This is a genomic window from Methylophilus luteus (assembly GCF_042676265.1).
GTDB lineage: Bacteria > Pseudomonadota > Gammaproteobacteria > Burkholderiales > Methylophilaceae > Methylophilus > Methylophilus luteus.
In genome coordinates, this window is the sequence record NZ_JBHTKB010000003.1 from 312,848 (window position 1) to 337,611 (window position 24,764).

Sequence of the window (24,764 nt, forward strand, 5' to 3'; positions counted from 1 at the left end):
CTATGTTGAGCGCAGCAGACAAGAACGCACTGGGTGAGTGGATGCTGGCTAAGGGCATGATCACCGCAGACCAGCTGGATATCGCCCTCATAGAGCAGCGTAAAAGCCAGCTGTCACTTGGCCAGCAACTGGTGCGCCTGCACTTTGTCACCGACGCCATGGTCAGGGATGTGCTGGCCCAGCAGCATGCGCAGGAAAGCATGGATTTGTCCCAGGTGATCCCTGACCCTGAAGTGCTGGCCATGGTGCCTGAAGCATTTGCCAAGCAACATCGCCTGCTGCCGCTGGATCTCTCTGCTGACAAAAAAGTGTTGCGGGTGGCGATGGCGGCCATGAACCAGATCGCGGTGCTGGACCAGTTACGCTATTTAGTGGGCGGTGGGCTACAGCTCAAATCAGTACTGGCGACTGAGGCACAGATAGAACAGGCACTGGACAAATACTACGGGCACCATCTGTCACTGGATGATATCCTGCACGAGATAGAACAGGAGGTTGCGTCCAGCCCGCCAGCGTCACAACCAGACGTGCGGCCGGTCATCCGCCTGATCAATGCCATATTGGTCGATGCCGCCAAACAAGGTGCATCAGATATTCATTTTGAACCAGAGCAGGCGTTTCTCAGGATACGCTACCGCATAGATGGCGTGTTGTGGCAGATCCGCAGCCTGCATGACCACTACTGGCCTGCCATGTGCGTGCGGCTCAAGATACTGGCCGGCATGGATATCGCAGAACAGCGTACCCCGCAGGACGGCCGCGTCAACCTGTTTTTATGCGGTAGCCAGATCGACTTCAGGGTTTCCAGCCATCCCACCCTGCATGGTGAAAATATCGTGCTACGTGTGCTGGACAGGGAAAAATCCATTATTCCTCTAGCTGCGATGGGTTTGCGCCTGCCGCAATTACAGTTGCTTAAACACATGCTGGAAAAGCCGGAAGGGCTGTTGATCCTGACCGGCCCCACCGGCAGCGGCAAAACCACCACGCTGTACTCCATGCTGGCCCACCTCAACCACCAGCATGTCAATATCATGACGCTGGAAGACCCGGTGGAGTATCCACACATGCTGATGCGGCAGACCTCTGTCAATGAGGCGAACAAGGTGGATTTCGTCAACGGTATCCGCTCCATATTAAGGCAAGACCCCGACATTATCCTGGTGGGCGAAATACGCGATGAGCCTACCGCCGCCATGGCGATACGCGCGGCCATGACCGGGCATCTGGTCATGACCACCTTGCACACCAACAATGCAATCGCAGCATTCGCGCGGTTACAGGACTTTGGTATCAGCCCGCAGATGATGGCGGGTAGTCTGGTCGGTGTGGTTGCACAACGCCTGCTCAGGCGCTTGTGCACACATTGCAAAATACAGGTGCTGCCCGATGCCATCACCCAGGCATGTTTGCAACGCTTGCCCGGTAGCCATGTGCCAGACAACACGCCTATCTATCAAGCCGGTGGCTGCAGCCAGTGCCGCATGAGCGGCTACCGCGGGCGCCTGGCCATTATGGAGATCCTGCCTATGCATGCTGCGCTGGATGAGATGTTGGCCAGGCAATCTGCAGCGACTGAATTACAGCAGCAGGCAAGTCTATATGGCTATACCACCCTGGCCGAAGAGGGCTTGCAGCGCGTGCTGGCAGGCGAAACCAGCCTGGAAGAATTGCGCCGGGTAGTGGATATCAGTGCCTATCTGCAGTGGCCTGCGCCATGAGCAGTTACCGCTACAAGGCCGTAGACAGCCGCGGACGCCAGCAACGCGGCACCTTGCACGCTGCAAGTGAACAGGCGCTGGAACAATCCCTGCAACAGCAAGGGCTGCTGTTGCTGACAGCCAGCATTGCGCAGCATCCGGCCTGGTTGCAACCGCGTATCCAGGCGCAGCAGCTGATACTGTTCTGCGTGCAAATGGAGCAATTGCTGCATGCGGGTATACCGCTGCTGCAGGCATTGGAAGAACTGGCCGGGCAATACGAACATCGCTCGCTGGCTGAGGCCATACGCGCCCTTCAGCAAGAGCTGGAAGCCGGAAAATTGCTTTCGCAGGCCATGCAGGCACAGGCGCAAGTGTTCCCTGCCTTGATCTGCCATTTAGTCGCCGCCGGCGAGCACACCGGTCAGCTGCCAGAAATCTTCGGCCATCTGGCGCAGACACTGCAATGGCAGGCAGACCTCATCGCGCAAACGCGGCGCGGGCTGACGTACCCTGCCTTGTTATGCGTGATGGTCTGTGTAGCCGCCGTGGTCATGCTGACCTCTCTGGTGCCGCAGATGGTGGGTTTTCTGCACAGCCTGGGCCAGGAGTTGCCGTGGTCCACCCGCCTGCTGCTGGGCCTGTCAGACTGGGTGGTGGCTTATGGTGGTGTCATGCTGCTGGTGTTGCTGATGCTGGTGGCAGGCTTGCGGTTCACTATCCGGCGTTCGCCTGCCTGCGCACTTTATTACGATCAGCAGTTGTTGCGCCTGCCGGTGATAGGCCGCTTGTGGCAACAGCTGGTGTTAAGCAGGCTTTGTCGCTTTCTGGGCTTGATGTACCACACCGGTATCCCGCTGCTGCAGGCGCTGGAATGGTGCCAGCCACTGTTGCATAACCGCGCCATGGCGCAAGCGCTCAACCAGGTGCATCAGCGCGTGCAGGCCGGTGAGGGGCTGGCGGGTAGCTTCGCTGCCACAGGCTGGTTCCCGTCACTCTTGGTGCGCATGATACGGGTAGGGGAAACCACCGGCGCTCTGGACCGGATGCTGGCACAGCAAGCCGCTTTCTATGACAGGGAGGTGCAGGCGCAGATGCAGTGGTTGCTACGCTTGCTGGAACCGGTGCTGACCATGGTGCTAGGTCTTATGCTGTTGTTTCTGATGGCGGCAGTCATGCTGCCAGTCTATGATAGCTTTGCGAACTTGCGGTGAAGCCATGGCGCGATACCAACTTGTAATACTGGTGGGGCAGGCTGAGTGGCGGGTGGTTCATTTCAGCGGCTGGCGGTATCAGGCCTTATATGTATTTACCGCGGATGCGGACATGCAGCGATTGCTGCTGGATCATCTGCAACGATACGCCAGTGCCAGGCTGTATTTCCTGACCGATATAGCCGAGGAAAACTACCATATAGAGCTCTGTCCGCCTGTGCGTGGCACGGGCAGAAAACAGTTGCTGGCGCGCCGGCTTGCAGCGTGGCCATATGCACAAGGCCTGCATGCAGTGCACAGATTAGGCGGCACACCAGGTCTGCCTCAGGCAGACCGCTACCTGTTTGCCGCCATACACTACCCGCCATTGAGTCAGTTGTTACAGTCACAGCCACTTCGCGTGCACGGTGTGCATACCCAGGCTTTATGTAGCCCTTGCTGGGTGTCATCTCTGCCATCCGCGCATACGCATTGCCTGATAGGCTACGTTGAAAAACAGCAACTCTGCCTGCGTTACTTGTATAGGTCGCAGCTGGTGTTCAGCCGCTTGCTTGCGCTAGTGCCAGATGCATCGCTGAACTTGCCTATCAGCAGTGAGATCGCCCAGACCAGGCTGTATCTGCTGAGCCAGCAATGGCTGCAGGAGGGCGAGCCATTGCATCTGCTGTGGTTGAGCGAAGATGGCCATGACCAGGATTTATCACCACAACAGTTACCGGCTGTCATTCAGTCAACCACTATGTCTTATGCAGCATTGCTGCGCCAGTCAGGCTGGCGTTCTGTGCCGCCTGGCTTGAGCGTGATGGACTGGCTGGCTATGCAGGTGCTGCTACATAGCCGGCAACTGCCGAATCTTGCAGCGCAAGCAGCGTTGCTGAGTGTGCATGTGATGCGGGCCAAACGCATGCTGGTAGCCGCCTGCAGCTGCATGATTCTTTTATTGCTGGCCGCCAACTACCTGAGTCTGCAGGCCATGCAAAAAACCCAGTCCGATATCCGGCACACCAGCGCCCAGATACGGCTGTGGCAGTCAGCGCAACCTGCCTGGGGCATCGCAGATGCCGATCTGCCGCGCCTGCAGACATTCTCACAGGCGGTGCAAGATCTGCAAGCTGCAGCACGCTACCCTGATCGCCTATTGATGATAGTGCAGCAGGTGATGGCCGGGCAGCAGGTGTGGCAAGTGAATACTATAGACTGGGTTTACGCAGCAACACCTGCGGCTACTACTGCCTCAGGACAGGTTGAGCCGCAAAGTGCAGAAACAGCCACTATCCGGTTTAGCAGGCAAACAGGCGTGAGCGCTGCCGATGCGCAGCAAGAGTGGCAGTTGCTGCTGCAGAGGCTAAGGCAACACCCGCATATACTTGCGCTAAAAGAAATGCGGGGTGCAAACACAACAGTCAGTCAGCCACAGCAAGGAGATACGCGGCTATCCGGGGCGCCTGAGGATCAAGCTGCACTCAGCTTCAGTTTGTGGCCTTTAGATAGGCTTAGCAAAGAAAGTCACGCTAAAGAAAGTCACACCAAATGATCAAGCGCGAGTATTGGTGGCACTTGCGCTGGTTTTTGGCGGCCTGGTTACTGCTGGTTGCGCTGGGCTTGGCCTTGCTGGGTTTTAATCTTTTTCGCCACTCAGCAAGCATAGACGAATTAAACAGGCTGCAACAGCAACTGCACGCAACGCGCGCGCAAATGCAGCGAAACAGCAGCTATCAGGCACCTGTAGACTTCTATCTCACCCATCATACGCGCTGGCAGCAGCAGGGCTGGCACCGGTCAGCAGACCCGCAGCAATGGGCTGCTGCCTGGCTAGGGTTACAACAGCAATGGCAGTTGCCACATATGCAATATGAGATTCAGCCAGCCATCCACTGTGTAGCGGCGGCCTGTGATGCATACTGGCCAGGCACGCCTGTGAGCGGATTGGCGCTGACTGTGACTACTGTGCAGATGCGCTGGTCAGTCAGCCATGAGGCAGAAGTGCTGGATTGGTTGCAGCGATTGCAGCATATGTATGACGGCATGCTGCTAGTGCGTGGCTGTCGCTGGGCGTTAGCGGAAGCCACTGATCTGATCGCATCACAATGCGAATTGCAGTTGTTTGACTTTGCCAGTATGTGGCCTGTTGCAGCGGAGGCCACATGTTGCGAGTAAAGCAATGTCAGGCTGGCATCACTGCCTGGGTCATGCTGTTATTACTTTCAGCCATGGCTGGGCTGCTGTTGCAGGGCTCATTTCAGTATGTGCCCAGGCAAGCGGCCATGCACAAAACCATGGCATCACTGGCGCTGGCCCAGCAGGCCTTGCTGGCCTATGCCTATCAGCCGCTGTTAGCGACCAGGCCATGCGGAAAGAACTGCCGGCGGCCTGGCGATCTGCCTTGCCCGGACCGGAATAATGACGGCATTGCAGAAGGCAACTGCAGTAAAAGCTCTCGCCTGGGGCGCTTGCCCTGGAGAACCTTAGGCCTGGGTGATATTCGCGATGGCAGTGGCGAGCGCTTATGGTATGCCGTGTCTGATTATTACAAAAACAATACGCGCGTCTTGCCGTTGAATACGGATACCCCAGGCAGCTGGACTGTGCGCGCCCACAACGGCATGCTGTGGGATGCGACGCAGGGTAGTGGCGTGGTCGCCGTGATTATTGCCCCCATGCAACCATTGCTACGCAAAGATGGCTGGCTGCAGCAGCGCGATGCGCCCGGCAGTGAGGAGGCCAGGCATTATCTTGATGTTTCCGAGCTGGGGGACAATGCCAGCGCAGAAGAATCTTCGGCCCGGGGGTTTGTGCAGGCTCCTGCTGCGGTCTCCTTTAACGATGTGGTCTGGCCAGTCAGCGCCAGCCTGATGCATAGGCGCATGCAGCAGCAGGTGCTGTCAGAATTAAAGCGTGCATTTCGCTGTAGTGATCAGGTCTGCGCTGGTTTGCCACTGTCTGCGGCCATTACTGACCGCAGCTGCCTGGGCGAGTTGTCTGTAAGCGCCGGCCTGTGTTTGCCAGCCACTTCCGGCCTGGGCAGGTTGCCGGTCGCTGCTGACGCACATTGGCCGCTGGCCTTGCAGCAGATACTGGATGGCGATCTCATGCATCGTTGGTTTCAGCAGAATGGCTGGCGTGAACAGGTGTTTTATCAGCCAGGGCCGCAGCGGGCGACCCTGGTCGTCGCCGGCGAAAAGCTGCCGCCACAAATGCGCATCACTGAAACTGACAAAAGCAGTTTTGCCGCCTATCTGGAGGCGAGTACTTTGCAAAAGCTACATATCACCGATGCATATGCACTGGACATCCCCACTAACGACAGTATGGAACCATGAGCCAAGTGCCTAAGTATAAAGCTGCCAGCAAGCCGCGTCGCCAGGGTTGCAAACCGCCCGCACCAGGCTTTAGTTTGCTGGAGCTGGCGATCGCCATGGTGGTACTCAGCCTGATGATGGGCTGGCTGATGACGCCATTGCGGGTACAAAACAGCCTGCAACACTACCAGCAGACAGAACAACGGCTACAGATGGCGCAACAGGCTTTGCTGGGGCACGCCATTATTTATCATTACCTGCCATGCCCGGATACCGATAACCCGCCCGATGGCTGGGAGAATCTGCGCCCCGACCTAAGCTGTGACGATGAGGAAGGCCTGCTGCCGTGGATGCAGCTAGGTCTGGTGGCCACCGATGCCTGGGGGCGTTATTTCCGCTATCGCGCAGACAATACATTCAGCGAGCATAAGCAGTGGTTTTCAGTGAATGCCGCCGAAGGTAACAGCAAGATCGAGGTGGTAGGCGATAGCGGCGCGGCGAGCAGCAGCCCCAGTCACCCGGCGGCCATCGTGCTTTCGCATGGCGAAAACGGGCTGGGTGGCATACAATCCCTGTCTGGCGGCGTGAGCCACGCCATGGCCGCGCCTGTTCATGCGGATGAGCAGGAGAATGCAGATGGCGACCGCGTGTTTGTGGATAAAGCCATACAACAAAGCGCTGATGCAGTGTTTGATGACAGGTTGATCATGCTGTCACCCAAAGTGCTGATCCAGCAAATGGTGCAGGCACAGCGCCTGCCCTGAGGAAAGCGATATATAAAGTATGCAAGACGATTTATTGCTGCGCTACAGCCGGCACATCATGCTGCCGCAGATCGAATATGCGGGCCAGCAGGCACTGACACAAAGCCACGCGCTGATCATAGGGGCTGGCGGGCTGGGTGCGCCGGTCGCCATGTACCTGGCGGCGGCGGGGGTAGGTACGCTGACCATCTGTGATTTTGACCAGGTGGATATGACCAATCTGCAACGCCAGATCATACATACCACAGCCGCCGTGGGGCATAATAAAGCGTTATCCGCACAAGCGACGATCGCACAGTTGAATCCGGAAATCACCGTCAATACCGTGTTGACGCGCATGACAGAACAACAAGCCTCTGAACGTATTTCTGCCGCCGATGTAGTGATCGACTGCTCAGATAATTTCGCCACCCGCTACCTGCTCAATCAATTATGCTTTACCACTAAAACGCCACTGGTGTCGGGCGCTGCCATCCGTTTTGAAGGGCAACTCAGCGTGTTCGATTTCCGCCATGCGGAATCGCCTTGCTACCATTGCCTGTACCCAGACGTGGGTGATGACCAGGAATTACGTTGTGCCGATAATGGCGTATTTGCACCGCTGGTGGGTATGATAGGCTCGGCACAGGCGGCGGAAGCGATCAAGGTCTTGCTCAACATAGGCCACACCATGCAGGGCAGGTTGCTGTTGCTGGATGCCTTGAGCGCCGAATGGCGCAGCATCAAGTTAAAAAAAGACCCGGCATGCAAGGTCTGCGGTCACTCAGGCTGATCAAGTGCTGGCGGCGTTGTAGCCGGCAGTGCTGCCGTTAATGCCTTCACCAGTTCGCCTATATCCCACTCACAGCCACCACAGCCGCTCAGCGCGCCGGAATAACGCGAAATGCCGTCCAGGTCCTTGCCTTGCCTGACCAGTTCCTCAATCATGCCGCGCGTGGTGCCGCTGCAACTGCACAGCACTTCATCGGGGGAATCTTGTTTGAGTTCAGCCATTGTCAGCCAGGGGATTAAAACTTCATTTTACCGCCTGTGTCCCCCGCAGACCAGCGCAGTAGCATGACTAGCGCTTGCCGCAAACGTAAAAGCCCGTTAGCATCGATAGCTATCCCTGTTTAAGGCAATGTCATGAACAAAGGCGTACGCTTATCCGAAAAATGGTTTAACCGTGCTTTATGGATGGTGGCGATCATTTTTGCCATGTTTCTTACCGGGCTGGGCAAAAACATTATTGGTGATCTGCCCCGTGTAGAAACCAGTTATACCACTGAGCATTTCGTCAATCACCGGGAAATAGATCCGTTACGCGCTGAGCTCAAGGCGCTTTCCCGCCAGCATCAAACGCTTGCCGATCAGCTTGAGCAAGTCAATTTACAGCTGATCATCCGGCAGAAAGATTACCAGGCAGCCCGCACCACGTTTGATAACTGGGTGTCCGCCAGGGATGTCACCGATGAGGTGGACGATCTGGTCGGCCGCACACGCACATTAGACACACTCAAAAAACTGGAGCGCGATGCTGAGCGGGCGATTGAGGATATCCAGCAGAAACAGACCGATATTTCACAGCGGGAAAATCAGTTGCTGGCACAGGTCAGTGCACTTGAAGGGCTGGCGCGGCAGCAATTTGACGATGAATATGAAGATAAGGAAATGCGCGTATTCTTATACCGCCTGTTGCTGACTTTGCCGTTGCTGGCGCTGGCTGCATGGTTGTTCGTGCAGCAAAGAAAATCCCAGTACTGGCCGTTTGTCTGGGGGTTTATCATCTTTGCCTTGCTGGCCTTTTTTGTCGAGCTGGTACCTTATTTGCCGGATTATGGCGGCTATGTACGCTATATCGTTGGCATTTTGCTCACGGTCGTTGGGGGTAAATATGCCATCACTGCGTTGCAGAACTATCTTGAACAGCAGAAGCTGGCCGAATCGCAGCCAGAGTTTCAACGGCGGGAGAAATTGGGCTATGACACTGCGCTTGCCAGGCTAGCCAAGAGTGTTTGCCCGGGTTGCGAGCGCAATGTCGACCTGAAAAACGAAAGCAATGATTTTTGTACCCATTGCGGAATTTGCCTGCATAACTATTGCAGCGCCTGCCATACACGCAAGAACGCGTTTGCCAAGTTTTGCCATAAGTGCGGCGCCGTGGCCTGAACTGCCCCTCAAAAAAATACCGTGACCTGAATCTCAGGCCACGGTATTTTTAGTTTAATAACGTTTTAATCAACAAACTACTTCAGTTTTGCCAGTTGCGCCTGTAACTTTTCCAGATTGGCGCTGAACTCGGCCAGCCTGGCTTTTTCCTGATCTACCACTGCAGCCGGTGCGCGCGCGACAAAACTCTCGTTGCCCAGTTTGCTATTGGCTTTGGTGATCTCGCCTTGCAGTCTTGTGATCTCTTTGCCCAGACGCTCCTTCTCGGCGGCCACATCGATCTCTACTTTCAGCATCAGGCGGAAATCAGCGGCCAGCATGACCGGCGCATCTGCCTCTGGTAATTCAGCGACAATGGCGACATCTTCAAGCTTGGCCAGCGACTTGAGGTAAGGCGCGAATGCCGCCAGTTGCGCGGCATCACCGGCCGCGATCAACGGCACTTTGGCCGCCGGCGAAATACTCATCTCGCCACGCAGGCTACGGCAGGCTTCCACCGCCGTTTTCAGTGTTGCCACCCAGGCTTCGGCTGCTTCATCGATTTTATCCAGATCAGCTTTAGGGTAAGCCTGCAACATGATGCTTTGCGTACCGCGTGACTTGTCTTTCAATTCTGTCATCGGCGCGATCGTCTGCCAGATCTCCTCAGTCACAAACGGGATGATAGGGTGGGCCAGGCGCAAAATGGTTTCCAGCACGCGCAGCAGGGTGCGGCGGGTAGCGCGCTGCTCGGCTTCGCTGCCACCCTGGATCTGCACCTTGGCGATTTCCAGGTACCAGTCGCAATACTGGTCCCAGACAAATTCGTAGATCGCCTTGGCCGCCAGGTCAAAGCGGTAATCGTTGAACGCGCGCTCCACTTCACTTTCGGTGCGCTGTAACAGGCTGACTATCCAGCGGTCGGCCTGGCTGAATTTGCGGCCGCCATCGTCACAACTTTCCACGCCAAAACCATTGTCCTGGCCTTCGGTATTCATCAGCACAAAGCGCGTCGCGTTCCACAGCTTGTTGCAGAAATTGCGATAACCTTCGCAGCGTTGCAGGTCGAATTTGATATCGCGTCCTGGTGAAGCCAGGCTGGCAAAGGTAAAGCGGAGTGCATCGGTGCCATAGGCGGCAATGCCCTCGGGGAACTCCTTGCGCGTGCGTTTCTCTATCTTTTCCGCATCTTTGGGGTTCATCAGGCCGGTGGTGCGTTTGCTTACCAGCGTTTCCAGGTCTATGCCGTCTATCAGGTCTATAGGGTCCAGCACATTGCCCTTGGACTTGGACATCTTCTGGCCTTCGGCATCGCGGATCAGGCCGTGTACATAAACATGCTTGAACGGGATCTTGCCGGTGATGTGTTTGGTCATCATCACCATGCGCGCCACCCAGAAGAAAATAATATCAAAACCGGTCACCAGCACTGAAGATGGCAAAAACTGCTGCAAAGCCTGATTCTGTGCATCGATAGCCTCATCGCCGGTCCAGTCCAGGGTAGAGAATGGCCACAGGGCAGATGAATACCAGGTATCCAGCACATCATTGTCGCGGGTCAGTGCGCCGCTGTAACCGGCTTTTGCTGCCTGTGACCTGGCTTCCGCTTCATCATGGGCGACATAGACTTTGCCGTCATCGCCATACCAGGCCGGGATCTGGTGACCCCACCATAACTGGCGCGAGATACACCAGTCCTGGATATTGTTCAGCCACTGGTTATAAGTGTTCACCCAGTTTTCCGGGTAAAACTTGATCTCGCCATCGGCCACCACTTGCAGTGCTTTTTCAGTGATGCTCTTGCCATCTGCACCAGGCTTGCTCATCGCCACAAACCACTGGTCGGTCAGCATGGGTTCTATCACCACGTTGGTGCGGTCACCACGCGGTACTTTCAATTTGTGTTTTTCAACTTTGACCAGCAAGCCAGCAGCTTCAAGGTCAGCCACCACCTGTTTGCGGGCAGCAAAGCGCTCCAGGCCTGCCAGGTTGGCAGGCAGGCTGATCGCAGCTTTGCTGCTGCCATCGGCGGCATACACTTCAGCCGCTGCCGGCACAAAACCTTGCAGGTTGAGGATGACTATCTTGTCCAGGCCCTGGCGCTGGCCGACCATATTGTCGTTAAAGTCATGCGCCGGCGTCACTTTCACTACCCCGGTACCGAATTCTTTATCCACATAGTCATCGGCGATCACCGGGATCTCACGGTCACACAGCGGCAAGGCCACGGTTTTGCCTATCAGGTGTGCATAACGCTCATCTTCGGGGTGCACCATCACCGCCACGTCACCCAGCATCGTTTCCGGACGCGTGGTTGCGACAGTCAGCTGGCCGGAGCCATCCGCCAGCGGATAATTGATATGCCACATGGAGCCGTCTTCTTCTTCCTGCACCACTTCCAGGTCAGACACCGCCGTACCCAGCTTCACATCCCAGTTGACCAGGCGCTTGCCGCGGTAGATCAGGCCTTCGTTAAACAGGCGCACAAAGGTTTCGGTCACCACTTTATTGAGTCCGGCGTCCATGGTGAAACGCTCGCGGCTCCAGTCTGGCGAAGTGCCCAGACGGCGCATCTGCTTGGTGATGGTGCCGCCGGAATATTCTTTCCACTCCCAGACTTTTTCCAGGAATTTTTCGCGCCCCAGGTCATGGCGGCTGACGCCCTGTGCATCCAGCTGGCGCTCCACCACTATCTGGGTGGCGATACCAGCGTGGTCTGTCCCTGGTTGCCACAGGGTGTTGTCGCCACGCATACGGTGATAACGGGTCAGTGCATCCATGATGGTCTGGTTGAAACCATGGCCCATGTGCAGCGTGCCGGTGACGTTAGGCGGTGGCAGCAATATGCAGAAGTTGTCTTTGACTTCTGGGTTCATGCCTGCGGCATAAAAGCCTTTGCTTTCCCAGAAGGCATACCATTGGCTTTCTATGGTTTTTGGGTCAAAGGATTTGGCGAGTTCGCGTGTAGGATTGGAGTTTTGTGTTGGGGTAGTCATGCGCCTGATTTTACCATAGGCCGGTGTGCGCTTTGTTGTCTGTGCCGGCCTTTGCCGCAGATTCTATCGCTCAAACTATGTAAAGCAGTTGGCGGCTGTCATATCTGCAACTGGCAGACAATGCTAATATGCAACACTGTATTGTTAACCTGGGTGCATGTAGTGGGGGTATTTGACATGGAGATGATGTGGATCTGGTGTGGCCTGGGCCTGATTTTACTGTGCCTGGAGATGTTATCCGGCACTATGTACCTGTTGTGGCCAGGCATGGCTGCGCTGGCAATGGCCTTGCTGGCCTGGTTGTTACCTGCATTCAGTCCGGCGTGGCAGATTTTTATTTATGCGATCTTTTCGGTGCTGGCAGTCGCCATCTGGCGCAAGCGCGAAAAAACGCAGCCAACGCCACGCGTAGGGCAGGCGCAGGGTGAAGAGATAGGCCGCCAGGGCACTATAGTGCAGGCCGTCAGTCCTGCGCAGCCCGGGCTTATCCGTTTCAGCCAGGGCGTGATGGGCAGCAAGGAATGGTCAGCCGTGGCCGATGTTGAGATCGCGGTCGATCAAGCCGCCAGGATAGTGGCGGTTGAAGGCAACAGCGTACGCGTGGCACCGCTTTAACTTGCGCGCCACAAGTTTTTTCACGAGCTGCCTAGTCATATGCAGCGCAAACATTGTTAATTGAAGGAGTACACATGGAAATCAGCATCATCGTATTGATACTGGTCATTATTGCCATCGTCAAAGGTGTTCGTATCGTGCCGCAAGGTGAGGAGTGGGTGGTTGAGCGCCTGGGTAAATTTGCCGGCATCATCAGCCCCGGTTTACATGTGATCAATCCGGTATTGAGCAGGATCAGCTACAAAGTCACTACCAAGGACATTATCCTGGATATCCCCGAACAGGAAGTGATCACCCGCGATAATGCGGTGATCCTCGCTAATGCGGTGGCTTTTATCAAGGTTTCCAATATCGAACGTGCGGTGTATGGCATTGAAAACTTCAGGGAAGCGATGCGTAATATGGTGCAGACCAATCTGCGCTCTATCATAGGCGGCATGGATCTGAATCATGCCCTCACCTCGCGCGACCGCATCAAGACTGAACTGAAGATCGCCATTGCCGACGAAGCCCTCGATTGGGGCCTGACGGTGAAGAGTGTAGAGATACAGGATATCAAGCCTTCAGCCAATATGCAGCACGCCATGGAACAGCAGGCCAGTGCCGAGCGTGAGCGTGTGGCAGTGGTCACCCGTGCCGAAGGCGAGAAGCAATCGCTGATCCTGAATGCAGAAGCACGCCTGGAAGCAGCGCGTAAAGATGCAGAAGCGCAGATGGTGGCAGCCAATGCCTCAGCAGAATCGATCAAAATGATTTCGGAAGTGGTCAAAGAAAACAATACTTCAGCGACCTTTTTGCTGGGCGACCGCTATATTCAGGCCCTGCAAAAAATCAGTGGTTCTAACAACAGCAAGATCGTGGTGCTGCCTGGTGATGTGGTCAGCGCGGTGAAAAACCTTATCGGCAGCAAATAACCAGCAACTAACCACAAACTAAGCAGTCACCTGTTTAGTAGTTAGTCTGAGCGAGTGCGCGGCAAATTTTAATCAGTTTGCCGCGTTTTTTATTTCTATTGCCACCGCCCACTGCTGACGGTTGTCGCATCGCCAGCCACAACTGGCATATTTCCTGCATCTCACTGCTTAAAACAATCATTACTAGAGGGGTCGCAGTGGCAATTCGCGTGGCGCTACATCACCGCACCAGTTATACCTTTGACCGCCTGGTCAATCTTTCTCCTCACGAAGTCCGCCTGAAACCAGCCGCGCATGCGCGCACGCCAGTACTGGCCTATTCACTGACGGTGACACCAGAGCAACACTTTATCAACTGGCAGCAAGACCCTTACGGTAACTATATCGCGCGCTGTGTATTCCCCGAAATGGTGCGTGAACTCGATTTTACGGTCGATTTGGTGGCGGATATGACTGTCATCAATCCGTTTGATTTTTTTGTCGAGAAATATGCCGAGCAATATCCATTCAATTACACCGAGCAGCAGGCATTTGAACTGACTGCCTACTTGCAGCCGGATGCGCCTGGTCTGTTACTGCAAAACTGGATAGAAAAGATACGCAGCCAGGTGATTCGGCCGGGCATGGGCGTCGTTGATTTTCTGATGGATGTGAACCAGTGCCTGCAAAACGGCATAGGCTACACGGTACGCCTGGAGCCCGGTATACAAACGCCGGAAGAGACACTGCAAAAGCTGACAGGCTCCTGCCGTGATACGGCCTGGTTGCTGGTGCAGATCATGCGCCATCTGGGTCTGGCGGCACGCTTTGTGTCCGGCTACCTGATACAGCTGAAAGCCGATGTCGCCGCGCTGGATGGCCCTAGCGGCACGGATAAGGATTTCACCGATCTGCATGCCTGGACTGAGGTCTTTATACCGGGGGCGGGCTGGGTAGGGCTGGACCCGACTTCAGGCCTGATGGCGGGCGAGGGCCATATCCCGCTGGCCTGTACTGCGCTGCCGTCATCCGCCGCGCCGGTGGTGGGCTACACCGATGTGGCTGAGGTCACTTTCAAGCATGAAATGACAGTGACGCGCATCCATGAAGACCCGCGCGTGACCAAGCCTTATAGCGAGCCAGACTGGCAGGCCATACTCAAACTCGGTGACGAGGTCGACGAGCATCTGCTGGCGATGGATGTGCGGCTGACGCATGGTGGTGAGCCCACCTTTGTTTCTATTGATGATATGGATGGCGCGCAGTGGAACACGCTGGCGCTGGGCGAGCATAAACGTGAGCTGGCCGGCAAGCTGGCATTGCGCTTGAAATCGCAGCTGGCCACGAACGGCTTTTTGCATTACGGCCAGGGCAAGTGGTATCCCGGCGAGGCCTTGCCACGCTGGGCTATTAATATCTACTGGCGCCCGGATGGCAAACCGGTCTGGCACGATGCCAGCCTGTTTTCTGCTGAAGGTGTAGATGATGGCTACACGCTGGTGCAGGCACACGCATTTACCCACCACCTGGCGGATATGCTGGGTTTTCCGCAAGCCTGTGTGATCCCGGCGTATGAAGATGCGCTGGCGCTCACCCTGCAAGAGCAGCAGTTACCCGACAACCTAGACCCGCTAAAGGTGGATCTGACTGACAGCGCCGAGCGCAAGCGCCTGGCACAAGCGTTGAACCAGGGCCTGGGTACAGTGGTCGGTTTTATCATGCCGCTCAAGCCGGACGAAAAGCGCAAGGCCGGCGCCTGGCTGACCAGTAAATGGCCGTTACGCCGCGAGCGCCTCTACCTGCTGGCGGGGGATTCACCCATGGGCCTGCGCCTGCCGCTGGCATCGCTGCCGTGGCAACTGCCTGCCGATATAGAACCCGAATTTGCGCTGGACCCGTTTGCGCCAACTGCTGCCCTGGGCGAAAGCGCCGCGCCTGTCGTGCGTCTCAAACATCAGACGGCACAGCCCTCGGCGCGGGATGTGATACACACCGCCTTGTGTGTGCAGGTGCGCAAGGGCAGGTTATATGTGTTTATGCCGCCGGTCACCCGCCTGGATGACTACCTGGATCTGTTGAATGCCCTGGAGCAGACCGCCAGCGACCTGAAACTCAAATTGTGGCTGGAAGGCTACACGCCGCCACGCGATAGCCGGCTCAGGCTGCTGAGTGTGACGCCGGACCCGGGTGTGATAGAAGTGAATATCCATCCTTCGCGCAGCTGGCAGGAGCTGGTGAGCAATGTCAGCATGTTGTATGAACAGGCACGGCTATGCCGGCTGGGCACCGAGAAATTCATGCTGGATGGTCGCCACACCGGCACCGGCGGCGGCAATCATGTCACCCTGGGTGGCGAGACCGCAGCCGACAGCCCGCTGTTACGCCGTCCCGATGTGCTGCGCAGCCTGATCACCTACTGGCAGCATCATCCGGCGCTGTCCTATTTGTTCTCCGGCACTTTTATCGGCCCTACCAGCCAGGCCCCGCGCGTGGATGAGGCGCGCGACGATAACCTGTATGAACTGGCGATCGCCTTTCAGCAAATGGAGAAAGTGCTGACGCCGGGCAAGGAAAGCAAGCAGCCCTGGCTGGTGGACAGGTTGTTGCGGCACCTGCTGGTCGATCTGACCGGCAATACCCACCGCGCCGAGTTCTCCATTGATAAACTGTATTCACCCGATGGCCCGACCGGGCGGCTGGGGCTGGTAGAGTTCCGCGCGTTTGAAATGCCGCCCCATGCCAGGATGAGCCTGTTGCAAAGCCTGCTGCTGCGTGCGCTGGTGGCACGTTTCTGGAAGCAGCCTTACAGCGGCAAGCTGGTGCATTGGGGCACAGAGTTACATGACCGCTGGATGCTCCCGCAATTTATCGCGCAGGATATGGGCGATGTGGTGAATGACCTGCGTGCCGCCGGTTATGCCTTCGAGCAGCACTGGTTCGAGCCGTTTATCGAGTTCCGCTTTCCGCGCTATGGCACGGTGGCTTATCACGGCATTGAAATGGAGTTGCGGCAAGCGATAGAACCGTGGAACGTATTAGGTGAAGAAGTCTCTGCCGGGGGCACGGCGCGCTATGTGGATTCTTCGGTCGAGCGTATGCAGTTACGCGTGCGCGGCCTGACAGAGGGCCGGTATGCGGTCACCTGCAATGGCCGCCCCTTGCCGCTGCAAGCCACCGGCGTGGCAGGCGAATATGTCGCCGGGGTTCGCTTCCGCGCCTGGCACCCCTGGTCTGCCTTGCACCCCACCATAGAGGTGCAGGCGCCGCTGGTGTTCGACCTGGTCGACACCTGGAACCAGCAGTCGCTCGGTGGCTGCACCTATCATGTCGCGCACCCCGGCGGGCGCAATTACGATAGTTTCCCGGTCAATGCCAATGAAGCCGAGGCACGGCGTTTTGCGCGCTTCTGGGCGCACGGGCATACGCCTGGCAAGATAGAAGTGGTCAAGGAAGCAGCTAACCCGCGCTTTCCGTTTACGCTGGACCTGCGCTGGCAGGCCAGTTAGGAACCTAGTATGCGACAATGCCCTCTATCATTAGCAATTGAGTCTCACACTTTATAAACGGATTTTTTATATAGATCACCCGCATGCAAACAGTGCTTAACCAGCTGTATTTTTCTGACCGCTACAACGAGTTGCTGGATAGCAATGGTCAGTTGCGTCCGCACTGGCAGGCGCTGGTGGCGCAGCTGGAGTCAGAAGCGCCTAGCGCGATGCGCCAGCGGCAGGAGGCGGTGCAACGCCAGGTGCGTGACAATGGCGTGACTTATAACGTATATGCCGATACCCACGGCGTGCAGAGACCGTGGGACCTGGATGTGCTGCCGCTGATCATTGCACAGGATGAATGGCAGCATATCGCCGCTGCGGTCGCGCAACGTGCCACCCTGCTGAATAAAGTATTGCTCGATGTCTATGGCGAGCAGCACCTGCTGGCAAGCGGGCAACTGCCACCGGCGCTGGTTTACGGCCACAGTGGTTTTTTACCGACCTGTGTCGGTATCCCGCATTACGACAACATCGCCCTGCATAGTTATGCCGCCGATATTGCGCGGGCGCCCAACGGCCAGTGGTGGGTAGTGGCTGACCGCACCCAGGCCCCCACCGGTGCCGGCTACGCGCTGGAGAACCGCACCATTATCTCCGGCGCTTTCCCTGAACTGTTCCGCGACCTGAATATAGAGCGCCTGAGCGGCTTTTTTGCCAGCATGCGTGACAGCCTGGCCTACTGGGGGCATAGAGTGGCCGAGAACCAGGCGCTCACCGTGCCCGAGATCACGCCTTTGGGCGCCGGAGAGCCGCCGCTAGTGGTGATACTGACACCAGGGCCATACAACGAGACCTACCACGAACAGTCATTTCTGGCCGGTTACCTGGGTTATCCGCTGGTGCAAGGCAGCGACCTCACCGTGCGTAATGGCGTGGTCTGGTTAAAAACAGTGGCCGGGCTCAAGCCTATACATGCCATCTGGCGCCGCATTGATGACGATTATTGTGACCCGTTGGAACTGAATGCCGAATCGTTGCTGGGCGTGGCCGGTCTGGCGCAGGTGGCGCGGCTGGGCAATGTCATGATCGCCAATGCCCTGGGCTCCAATCTGCTGCAATCCGGTGCTTTGCTCGGGTTTTTACCCAAACTGTGCCAATCGCTATTGAGCGAAGAGTTACGCATGCCTTCGGTGGCTACCTGGTGGTGCGGCGAGCCAGCGGCGCTGGAATACGTGATCAATAACCTGCAATACCTGGTCATACACCCGGCTTATCCGCAGGTGCAATCGTCACCGCTGTTTGGTGAAGATTTAAGCCCTGAACAAAAACAGTCATTGATCGCCAGGTTGCGCGCGCAACCTGACCACTATATCGCGCAGGAACAACTGGATATTTCGCACGCGCCGGTGCTGGTCGACCACCAGCAAGCGCAGATCAGCTCACTGGCAGTGAGTTTAAGGGTATACGCATTTGCCACACCCAACGGTTATGCCATCATGCCTGGCGGCCTGGCACGCGTGGCCAGCGGTAAAGATGCGCGTGAAGTCACCATGCAGCGCGGCGGCACCAGTAAAGATACCTGGGTGCTGTCGCACCACAACCAGCCACCGGTCAGCTTGTTGCGTAAAACCAATTCCAGCCGTGACCTGGTGCGCGAGAACACCTATCTTTCCAGCCGCATGGCAGAAAACCTGTTCTGGTATGGCCGCTACTGTGTACGCAACCTGCAAAAAGCCATCATGCTGCGGGCGACCATACGCGCCCTGGTGGAATACACGCCTGACACCCGCGCCGGTGAGTGGGCCACCATGCAAGGCTTGTGTCAGTGGTTCGATCTGTTGCCCACCGCTAAAGACGAACAGGCGCTGGCCGCGTGGCAGGCATGGACAGATGACGATATAGCCCCTTTGCTGATAGAAGCAGTGTTCTCGCAGCAATCTGCCAGCCTGGCCACCAGCGTGCAACAGTTGTTCCAGCAGGCGTTCAATCTGCGCGAGCGTATCTCCAACGATCACTGGCGCACGGTGAATACGCTGTCGCGCCAGTTTATCACCCGTCACCCGCAGCCCAGCCTGCAGGATGCCATGGCTGCGATAGAGCTGGCGATCAATCATTTTGTCACCCTGACCGGCTTTGCCATGGACTGGATGACGCGCGACCTGGGCTGGCGTTTCATGTCGCTGGGCCGCCGCATAGAGCGTTTGCAATTCATGTGCGTGCTGCTCAGCCGCGCCTTGAACATGCCCGAGCAGAGCAACCTGGAGTGGTTGCTGCAGGTGACCAATAACCTGGTGACTTACCGCGCCCGTTACGCGGCACAGCCGGAGTGGTTGCCGGTGCTGGATCTGTTGCTGATGGATGAAAACAACCCTAACGCCATCGTGTTCCAGATCAAGGGACTGCTGAAATACCTAGAAGAAATGGACGCCCGGGACAATGCCGGCGGCATTGCCGTTGAGCTGCGCGATTGCTGGCAAGCCTTGGTGCAGCTGGATGCTGACCAGTGTTTTCATGCGGCTGACCCCACGCTGGCCGACTGGCTCAATCGCACCTATCAAGTCACGCAGTCGTTGTCAGACCGGTTGAATCTGCGCTTTTTCAGCTATACCAGTCCGCATGCGACGCCGGGCTATTAAGAGGCAAACATGCGCTATCAAGTCGAACACCGCACCATTTATAGCTATGATATCCCGGTGATACAGTCACAACAGCTGCTGCATATGATGCCGCGCGAAACGCCTTATCAGCAAAGTGTTTCTTACACCCTGGTGTGTGAGCCGCAACCGGCCGAGCAATCCCGCCGGCTGGATTTTTTTGGTAACCATAACGATTACGTGACGCTACTGACCCCGCACCAGTCATTGCAAGTCACCTCGCGTTTTCAGGTGGATGTGCTGCCACGCCCGACCATGATGGCATTCACGCAAAGCCCGTCCTGGGAACAAGTGCAGGCGACCTTGCAGTCGCAAAGCAGCCAGCATATAGAGGCCATGCGCTATCTCTATTCCACCGTCAAAGTCAAAGGCAGCGAGGCGCTGGCCGACTTTGCGCGGCACAGTTTCACTGCACAACGGCCACTGCTTGAGGCGGCCATGGCACTGACGCAGCAGATCTACCAGGAGTTTGAATTCGACCCGCAAGCCACTGATGTCGCCACGCCGCTGGATGAGGTGCTCAAAGGCAAGCGCGGTGTCTGCCAGGATTTCGCCCACCTTATGATAGGCGCCATGCGTTCACTGGGGCTGGCTTGCCGCTATGTGAGTGGTTACATACTGACGCATCCGCCCGCAGGCCAGCCACGCCTGGTGGGTGCCGATGCTTCGCATGCCTGGGTGTCGGTGTACTGCCCGGTGTATGGCTGGGTCGATTTTGACCCGACCAATAACTGCCTGGTGCAGCACGAACATATCACCGTGGCCTGGGGCCGCGACTTTGGCGATGTTTCGCCCATGCGCGGCGTGGTGCTGGGTGGCGGGCAGCAGCAGCTCGACGTCAGCGTCACCGTCACGCCGCTGGAATATGCACTGACCTGAGTGCCGGCAGTCGCATGCTGCATCGATCAGCCAAGCTTGTTTGACGCAGCTAGCTTGCGGCTATTTTTTGTGGCGGTACCAAGCAAGTGTTTGTTATTTAGTCTGTTTTTTAGTGCTACTGCATAGCCAGGCAGGCAATCGCGTTAAAATGGCGGTCTCTCTTTTTTGACCTGCCGAGAAGTTGAAGTGATTAAAGCAGCTATTTTTGATATGGACGGTCTTTTGATCGACTCCGAACGCATCATCATGCAAGGCTGCATACAGGCTGCCGCCACCATAGGCATCACCTACACGCAGGCGGAATATGTAGAGCTGGTCGGGCGGGTGTGGGCGGATTCCACGCGCCTGATGACCCAGCAACTGGGCAGCGAAGAAAACTTTCAGCATGTGATGCAGGGGCTGAACACCTATCTGGATGCCTGCAATCATGTGTTTCCGCTCAAACCGGGCGCACACAAGTTACTGCAGTTTTATCAGTCGCAGGGCATCATCTGCAGTGTGGCTTCGTCATCGCCTATCCCGCATATCACGCATCGCTTAAGCCACACCGGCGTGCTGGATTATTTTAGCCATGTCACCAGCGGGCAGGAGGTCAGTCGCGGCAAGCCCAACCCGGATATTTACCTGCTGGCCTTGCAAAAGCTGGGTCTGCAGGCGCATGAATGTATCGCTTTCGAGGATAGCGAGCTCGGTGCGCAGGCGGCGATCGCCGCCGGTTTGCGCGTGGTGGTGGTGCCCGATCTAAGGCAGCCTAGCGACCTGGTACGCAGCCAGTCGCATCAGGTGGTGGAAAGTCTGGAGCACTGGCTGCAAAACCATGCTGCGCTGGCCGGCTGCATCATTTAGGCGCGGCTGACAGCGGCGTTAACAGCCAGCACTTTTCCTGCGCCGGGTATTTCCCTTTTAAACCGGTGGGCATGATTTCTTCTGCCAGCAATGCGATGTCATACGCCTGGGCGTAATGCAGCTTGATCTCATCCGCGCTGACATTGAAAGGTGGCCCCGAGATCAATGACTGGTCGTAATGAAAGCTGATCAATAATTGCGCTGCGCCATGGGTGATATCTAGCAGATGTGCGCTATAAGTGGCGCGCAACTCTGCTGGCAACGCGATCAATGCGGCCCTGTCGTAAGTGGCATCTACCCGGCCCAGCAATGCCGCATCCAGCGCAAAAAAGTCGCCCTGAAAAATATCAATGGTCTGCGCCTGCTGGGTCACCGCGTGATAATGCCGCAGTGTGCCAGCCTGGGTGATGGTGGGCTGCAAGCCCAGTTCGGCAAATAATGCATCCACCGCCAGCTGGTTCAACTCGGCGCCGACCACGTGTACGCCTTGCGACAACAGCCAGTGTATATCCAGCGTTTTGCCGCATAAGGGGATAAAGATACGTTGACCAGCCTTTAGTGCCAGCGCCTGAAAATGCGCGGCTAACAGCGGGTTGACTGACTGCAGGTGAAAGCCGATCTGCTGGTTTTGCCAGCGCTGGTGCCAGAAATTGTGCTCAGATTGCATTGCCATCGCGCCTGGTTTGAGTGGCGATAGTATAAAGCAGCCGCCACCCGCCAGGCGGCAGTTTATTTTTAAGTTTATTTATGTCTGGCGTGGCTCAGTTTGGCCTGTGCCTCCAGCACACCTTCTTCAACGCCGGCCGCTTCGGTCAGTTTGGCAACATTGTCACGCGTGAAAAAACCGTTAAAGCCATTGTAGCGTTGCACGTACTCAATGATCAGCGACGAGTGTTCAGACGCATTGGAGAATATCTGCTTGAGGCCTTCTTCCTTGGAGCCTATCACGTCCAGCAAAAAGCCTTTGCCTTCACTGGCGATGGCATTGACCACGAATTCGATATTTTCCAGGCCATCGCGCGAACCGTCTTTCACCGATAACGCCACATGATGCAAACGCGGCCCGTAGTTGCGCACAAAGGTTTCGGTGGGCGAAGGCAGCTTTTCCAGATGGTTGACGAAGTAGGGCGTATTGTTGGCGGTGAACACTTTGGCCGGGCTTTTGGTTTCGGAAAAGCCATGCACGCTCTTGGTCACATTGGTAGAAGAGTTCTGGTCCCAGATATTGTAAGCCCCCCAGAAGTAATAGCTGGACCAGGACAGATACTCGAGGATGGCGACTTCGCGGTTCTGGCTATACACCCGGGTAGCCAGGTGGTCTACCGGCAGGATCAGATCATCTATACGCAATTTGGCCTGCAGCTTCTTGGCTAGCTCGTAAGCGGCGTGCACATCGGCACGTATGGTGCTAATGCCCAGCGCATACACACGCAGCTCATCCGGCTCGCGTTTCATGTAACCAATGATGTTATGGGTATAAGGCGACGGTTTGCTGATGGCGACATTGCCTGGCAGTTCCAGCTTGCGCACTTCATCCTGGGTGAAGAAACGGAACTCGCGCTCCTCCTGCAATTTGACCACCTCATGCATATTGGTCACGCGTATGATCTCCCCCATGTAACGGCTATTGGGTTTGCGCGCACCTACCGGGTAGATCTCATTCAGCGAGCGGAAAATACCGCGAAAATTAGGGTCTTTTACTTCACGCACCAGCAGATCCGGTGAATTGAGGTCTATGCGCATCACATGCGTCCAGTGCTGTTCACTCTCCAGGGTGACCAGGTAGTGATACGAAGTCATCAGCGACAATTCCGCGATATATTGAATCGAATGGTCGGGGTCTACCGTGATCATCATGGCATCGATCTCCTGAATCATATCGGTCAAACCAAGTTGATCACGTTCCTCCAGCAATTTTTGCAGATATTCCTCAAAAAAAGCCGAGTTCTGTTTATCGCCATGACGGGCAAATTGGAAGGAATTAAGCGTAGAAGGCGTATTCATAGGCGTTTCACCAAGTTATGCATAACGTTATTAAGCAAAGCTTGTACCTATGACTAAATATAGGCTGGATAGTGCAAAAAAGCCATTTTTGCGGCTGAATTTGCAGCGATCAAGCAAAGTCTTGCCAGGAAAAACCAACAGGGCACTGTAAAGTGCCCTGTTTTAGTGCCAGCTGACGCCACAAGCTGGCGCGCAGTGATGGCATCAACGGGGTTTCAACGAACCACGACGCAGGATAGGGTCGTCAAACGCAATGCAGCGCCCCACGCCTAAAAAGCTAGGCCGCATGCCTAAGGGGCAACCATTGCTACGCTCAAACTGTTCCACTTTCACCTTGGCCACTTCGGCCTTTTTGGCATCTTTAAACTCCCAGTAACCATTGGCGTGCAATACCACCTCGTCACCTTCGGCAGTTTTGGCGTGGATATCATCCGCCTCTTCTTTGGCGGCAAATGCCATGGTGGTTGTTAGCAACAGGGTCAAGCATAGAATATGGCTACGAAAATGCATGGGAATTCCTTTTATTTATACTTCTAAAAGACTAAGTCAAACCAAGAGAAAAGTATAGGCCGAAGTTGGACGGTCAAAAATAAATGGTGTACAATTTTCTGTACATATAGGAGGTGTCAAATGGATGCAATTACTTATTCAAAGGCGAGAGCTAACCTTGCCAGCACCATGGACAAAGTTTGCCAGGAACATGCGCCACTCATTATTACCCGCAATGGCGAGCAATCAGTGGTGATGTTGTCACTGGAAGACTTTAAATCGCTTGAAGAAACCGCGTATTTACTTCGCAGTCCAGCTAACACTAAACGCTTGATGAATGCTATCGAGCAACTGGAAACCGGCCAAGGCCAGATCCGCACACTCGTTGAGTAGCACACCCATGAAACTGATTTTTGCCAACGATGCCTGGGATGATTATTTATTCTGGCAACAGCAAGATCGAAAAATGGTGGAGCGGATCAACAAGCTGATTAAGGAAATCCAGCGCGAACCATTTAGCGGCATTGGTAAGCCTGAACCACTCAAGCATGCGCTGAGTGGTTATTGGTCACGGCGCATCACCGATGAACATCGCATCGTGTATAAAATCGAGCAGGATGCGCTTTGGATTGTGCAGTTGAGGTACCACTATTAGATTTTCTATTCCGTTGCTGAGACTAGTATCCATACTTAGGCTGAATATCCGAACGCAATAAACTGCAATAGGGTAGGCCGTTAGTATTGAGTGTGAAGACCAACAATCAGGCCATAAAAAAAACCAAGTTTTTGAACT

Annotated in this window: 21 protein-coding genes; 16 read left to right on the forward strand and 5 right to left on the reverse strand. The window is 55.8% G+C overall.

Translation table 11 applies throughout. From position 1 onward, the window contains the following. Window positions 1-2: 2 nt before the first annotated feature. The 7 genes from ACFQ1Z_RS13795 to ACFQ1Z_RS13825 are packed head-to-tail and all read left to right on the forward strand — an operon-like array spanning window position 3 to window position 7,749. Window positions 3-1,721, forward strand: coding sequence for a GspE/PulE family protein (locus tag ACFQ1Z_RS13795; protein WP_379058689.1), 1,719 nt, complete (start codon window positions 3-5; stop codon window positions 1,719-1,721). Next, window positions 1,718-2,914 (forward strand): type II secretion system F family protein, encoded by a 1,197-nt coding sequence (locus ACFQ1Z_RS13800; protein ID WP_379058692.1) that lies wholly within the window; start codon window positions 1,718-1,720, stop codon window positions 2,912-2,914. The genes ACFQ1Z_RS13795 and ACFQ1Z_RS13800 overlap by 4 nt, the downstream gene beginning before the upstream one ends. 4 nt (window positions 2,915-2,918) lie before the next feature. Beyond that, a complete protein-coding gene (locus ACFQ1Z_RS13805; RefSeq protein ID WP_379058695.1) occupies window positions 2,919-4,448 on the forward strand; it encodes a hypothetical protein in 1,530 nt (509 codons plus the stop codon). Further along, on the forward strand, window positions 4,445-5,071 hold the full coding sequence (locus tag ACFQ1Z_RS13810; RefSeq protein ID WP_379058697.1) for a hypothetical protein: 627 nt from the start codon (window positions 4,445-4,447) through the stop codon (window positions 5,069-5,071). The genes ACFQ1Z_RS13805 and ACFQ1Z_RS13810 overlap by 4 nt, the downstream gene beginning before the upstream one ends. Next, window positions 5,059-6,234 carry a hypothetical protein gene (locus tag ACFQ1Z_RS13815; protein WP_379058699.1) on the forward strand — a complete coding sequence of 392 codons (1,176 nt, stop codon included), beginning with the start codon at window positions 5,059-5,061 and terminating at the stop codon, window positions 6,232-6,234. The genes ACFQ1Z_RS13810 and ACFQ1Z_RS13815 overlap by 13 nt, the downstream gene beginning before the upstream one ends. After that, window positions 6,231-6,977, forward strand: a complete 747-nt coding sequence (locus ACFQ1Z_RS13820) for a PilW family protein (RefSeq protein ID WP_379058700.1) — start codon at window positions 6,231-6,233, stop codon at window positions 6,975-6,977. Before ACFQ1Z_RS13815 ends, ACFQ1Z_RS13820 begins: the two co-directional genes overlap by 4 nt. Before the next feature lie 19 nt (window positions 6,978-6,996). Then, window positions 6,997-7,749, forward strand: coding sequence for a HesA/MoeB/ThiF family protein (locus ACFQ1Z_RS13825; protein WP_379058702.1), 753 nt, complete (start codon window positions 6,997-6,999; stop codon window positions 7,747-7,749). Here ACFQ1Z_RS13825 and ACFQ1Z_RS13830 read toward each other — a convergent pair. After that, complete coding sequence (locus ACFQ1Z_RS13830; protein ID WP_379058705.1) at window positions 7,737-7,970, reverse strand: (2Fe-2S)-binding protein; 234 nt, start codon at window positions 7,968-7,970, stop codon at window positions 7,737-7,739. The genes ACFQ1Z_RS13825 and ACFQ1Z_RS13830 overlap by 13 nt on opposite strands. A gap of 132 nt (window positions 7,971-8,102) precedes the next feature. Here ACFQ1Z_RS13830 and ACFQ1Z_RS13835 point away from each other — a divergent pair, with 132 nt between their 5' ends. After that, a complete protein-coding gene (locus ACFQ1Z_RS13835) occupies window positions 8,103-9,125 on the forward strand; it encodes a serine endopeptidase (protein WP_379058708.1) in 1,023 nt (340 codons plus the stop codon). 77 nt (window positions 9,126-9,202) lie between these two features. Here ACFQ1Z_RS13835 and ACFQ1Z_RS13840 read toward each other — a convergent pair whose 3' ends face one another. Continuing rightward, the gene (locus ACFQ1Z_RS13840) at window positions 9,203-12,100 is read right to left on the reverse strand and encodes a valine--tRNA ligase (protein WP_379058711.1); all 2,898 of its coding nucleotides are present in this window, start codon (window positions 12,098-12,100) and stop codon (window positions 9,203-9,205) included. A gap of 141 nt (window positions 12,101-12,241) precedes the next feature. Here ACFQ1Z_RS13840 and ACFQ1Z_RS13845 point away from each other — a divergent pair, with 141 nt between their 5' ends. The 6 genes from ACFQ1Z_RS13845 to ACFQ1Z_RS13870 all read left to right on the forward strand — a co-directional run bounded on the left by ACFQ1Z_RS13845 (window position 12,242) and on the right by ACFQ1Z_RS13870 (window position 21,478). Beyond that, window positions 12,242-12,715: an NfeD family protein gene (locus tag ACFQ1Z_RS13845; RefSeq protein ID WP_379058714.1), complete on the forward strand. Its 474-nt coding sequence runs from the start codon at window positions 12,242-12,244 to the stop codon at window positions 12,713-12,715. A gap of 74 nt (window positions 12,716-12,789) precedes the next feature. After that, a complete protein-coding gene (locus ACFQ1Z_RS13850; protein ID WP_379058717.1) occupies window positions 12,790-13,629 on the forward strand; it encodes an SPFH domain-containing protein in 840 nt (279 codons plus the stop codon). 197 nt (window positions 13,630-13,826) lie between these two features. Next, window positions 13,827-17,114, forward strand: coding sequence for a transglutaminase family protein (locus tag ACFQ1Z_RS13855; RefSeq protein WP_379058719.1), 3,288 nt, complete (start codon window positions 13,827-13,829; stop codon window positions 17,112-17,114). A gap of 83 nt (window positions 17,115-17,197) precedes the next feature. Next, window positions 17,198-19,735 (forward strand): circularly permuted type 2 ATP-grasp protein, encoded by a 2,538-nt coding sequence (locus ACFQ1Z_RS13860; protein ID WP_379058722.1) that lies wholly within the window; start codon window positions 17,198-17,200, stop codon window positions 19,733-19,735. A 9-nt stretch (window positions 19,736-19,744) separates the two neighbouring features. Continuing rightward, complete coding sequence (locus ACFQ1Z_RS13865; protein WP_379058725.1) at window positions 19,745-20,632, forward strand: transglutaminase family protein; 888 nt, start codon at window positions 19,745-19,747, stop codon at window positions 20,630-20,632. A 186-nt stretch (window positions 20,633-20,818) separates the two neighbouring features. Next, window positions 20,819-21,478, forward strand: coding sequence for an HAD family hydrolase (locus tag ACFQ1Z_RS13870; RefSeq protein WP_379058728.1), 660 nt, complete (start codon window positions 20,819-20,821; stop codon window positions 21,476-21,478). Here the strand turns inward: ACFQ1Z_RS13870 and tmpT are convergent. The 3 genes from tmpT to ACFQ1Z_RS13885 all read right to left on the reverse strand — a co-directional run bounded on the left by tmpT (window position 21,471) and on the right by ACFQ1Z_RS13885 (window position 23,992). Continuing rightward, window positions 21,471-22,145, reverse strand: coding sequence for a thiopurine S-methyltransferase (tmpT, locus tag ACFQ1Z_RS13875; RefSeq protein WP_379058732.1), 675 nt, complete (start codon window positions 22,143-22,145; stop codon window positions 21,471-21,473). The genes ACFQ1Z_RS13870 and tmpT overlap by 8 nt on opposite strands. A gap of 74 nt (window positions 22,146-22,219) precedes the next feature. Beyond that, on the reverse strand, window positions 22,220-23,482 hold the full coding sequence (locus tag ACFQ1Z_RS13880; RefSeq protein WP_379058736.1) for a hypothetical protein: 1,263 nt from the start codon (window positions 23,480-23,482) through the stop codon (window positions 22,220-22,222). Window positions 23,483-23,686: 204 nt separating this feature from the next. Continuing rightward, a complete protein-coding gene (locus ACFQ1Z_RS13885; RefSeq protein WP_379058739.1) occupies window positions 23,687-23,992 on the reverse strand; it encodes a hypothetical protein in 306 nt (101 codons plus the stop codon). A 120-nt stretch (window positions 23,993-24,112) separates the two neighbouring features. Here ACFQ1Z_RS13885 and ACFQ1Z_RS13890 point away from each other — a divergent pair, with 120 nt between their 5' ends. Next, entirely contained in the window at window positions 24,113-24,364 is a 252-nt protein-coding gene (locus ACFQ1Z_RS13890) for a type II toxin-antitoxin system Phd/YefM family antitoxin (RefSeq protein WP_379058742.1), read from the forward strand. Window positions 24,365-24,371: 7 nt separating this feature from the next. Continuing rightward, the gene (locus ACFQ1Z_RS13895) at window positions 24,372-24,626 is read left to right on the forward strand and encodes a Txe/YoeB family addiction module toxin (RefSeq protein WP_379058745.1); all 255 of its coding nucleotides are present in this window, start codon (window positions 24,372-24,374) and stop codon (window positions 24,624-24,626) included. The last annotated feature ends 138 nt before the right edge of the window (window positions 24,627-24,764 follow it).

Coding starts and splice junctions, on each gene's coding strand:
- tmpT (WP_379058732.1), bottom strand. CDS start 22,145: ATGCAATCTGAGCACAATTTCTGGCACCAGCGCTGGCAAAACCAGCAG.
- ACFQ1Z_RS13860 (WP_379058722.1), top strand. CDS start 17,198: ATGCAAACAGTGCTTAACCAGCTGTATTTTTCTGACCGCTACAACGAG.
- ACFQ1Z_RS13885 (WP_379058739.1), bottom strand. CDS start 23,992: ATGCATTTTCGTAGCCATATTCTATGCTTGACCCTGTTGCTAACAACC.
- ACFQ1Z_RS13890 (WP_379058742.1), top strand. CDS start 24,113: ATGGATGCAATTACTTATTCAAAGGCGAGAGCTAACCTTGCCAGCACC.
- ACFQ1Z_RS13835 (WP_379058708.1), top strand. CDS start 8,103: ATGAACAAAGGCGTACGCTTATCCGAAAAATGGTTTAACCGTGCTTTA.
- ACFQ1Z_RS13830 (WP_379058705.1), bottom strand. CDS start 7,970: ATGGCTGAACTCAAACAAGATTCCCCCGATGAAGTGCTGTGCAGTTGC.
- ACFQ1Z_RS13895 (WP_379058745.1), top strand. CDS start 24,372: ATGAAACTGATTTTTGCCAACGATGCCTGGGATGATTATTTATTCTGG.
- ACFQ1Z_RS13865 (WP_379058725.1), top strand. CDS start 19,745: ATGCGCTATCAAGTCGAACACCGCACCATTTATAGCTATGATATCCCG.
- ACFQ1Z_RS13820 (WP_379058700.1), top strand. CDS start 6,231: ATGAGCCAAGTGCCTAAGTATAAAGCTGCCAGCAAGCCGCGTCGCCAG.
- ACFQ1Z_RS13825 (WP_379058702.1), top strand. CDS start 6,997: ATGCAAGACGATTTATTGCTGCGCTACAGCCGGCACATCATGCTGCCG.
- ACFQ1Z_RS13815 (WP_379058699.1), top strand. CDS start 5,059: ATGTTGCGAGTAAAGCAATGTCAGGCTGGCATCACTGCCTGGGTCATG.
- ACFQ1Z_RS13810 (WP_379058697.1), top strand. CDS start 4,445: ATGATCAAGCGCGAGTATTGGTGGCACTTGCGCTGGTTTTTGGCGGCC.
- ACFQ1Z_RS13805 (WP_379058695.1), top strand. CDS start 2,919: ATGGCGCGATACCAACTTGTAATACTGGTGGGGCAGGCTGAGTGGCGG.
- ACFQ1Z_RS13795 (WP_379058689.1), top strand. CDS start 3: ATGTTGAGCGCAGCAGACAAGAACGCACTGGGTGAGTGGATGCTGGCT.
- ACFQ1Z_RS13880 (WP_379058736.1), bottom strand. CDS start 23,482: ATGAATACGCCTTCTACGCTTAATTCCTTCCAATTTGCCCGTCATGGC.
- ACFQ1Z_RS13800 (WP_379058692.1), top strand. CDS start 1,718: ATGAGCAGTTACCGCTACAAGGCCGTAGACAGCCGCGGACGCCAGCAA.
- ACFQ1Z_RS13850 (WP_379058717.1), top strand. CDS start 12,790: ATGGAAATCAGCATCATCGTATTGATACTGGTCATTATTGCCATCGTC.
- ACFQ1Z_RS13840 (WP_379058711.1), bottom strand. CDS start 12,100: ATGACTACCCCAACACAAAACTCCAATCCTACACGCGAACTCGCCAAA.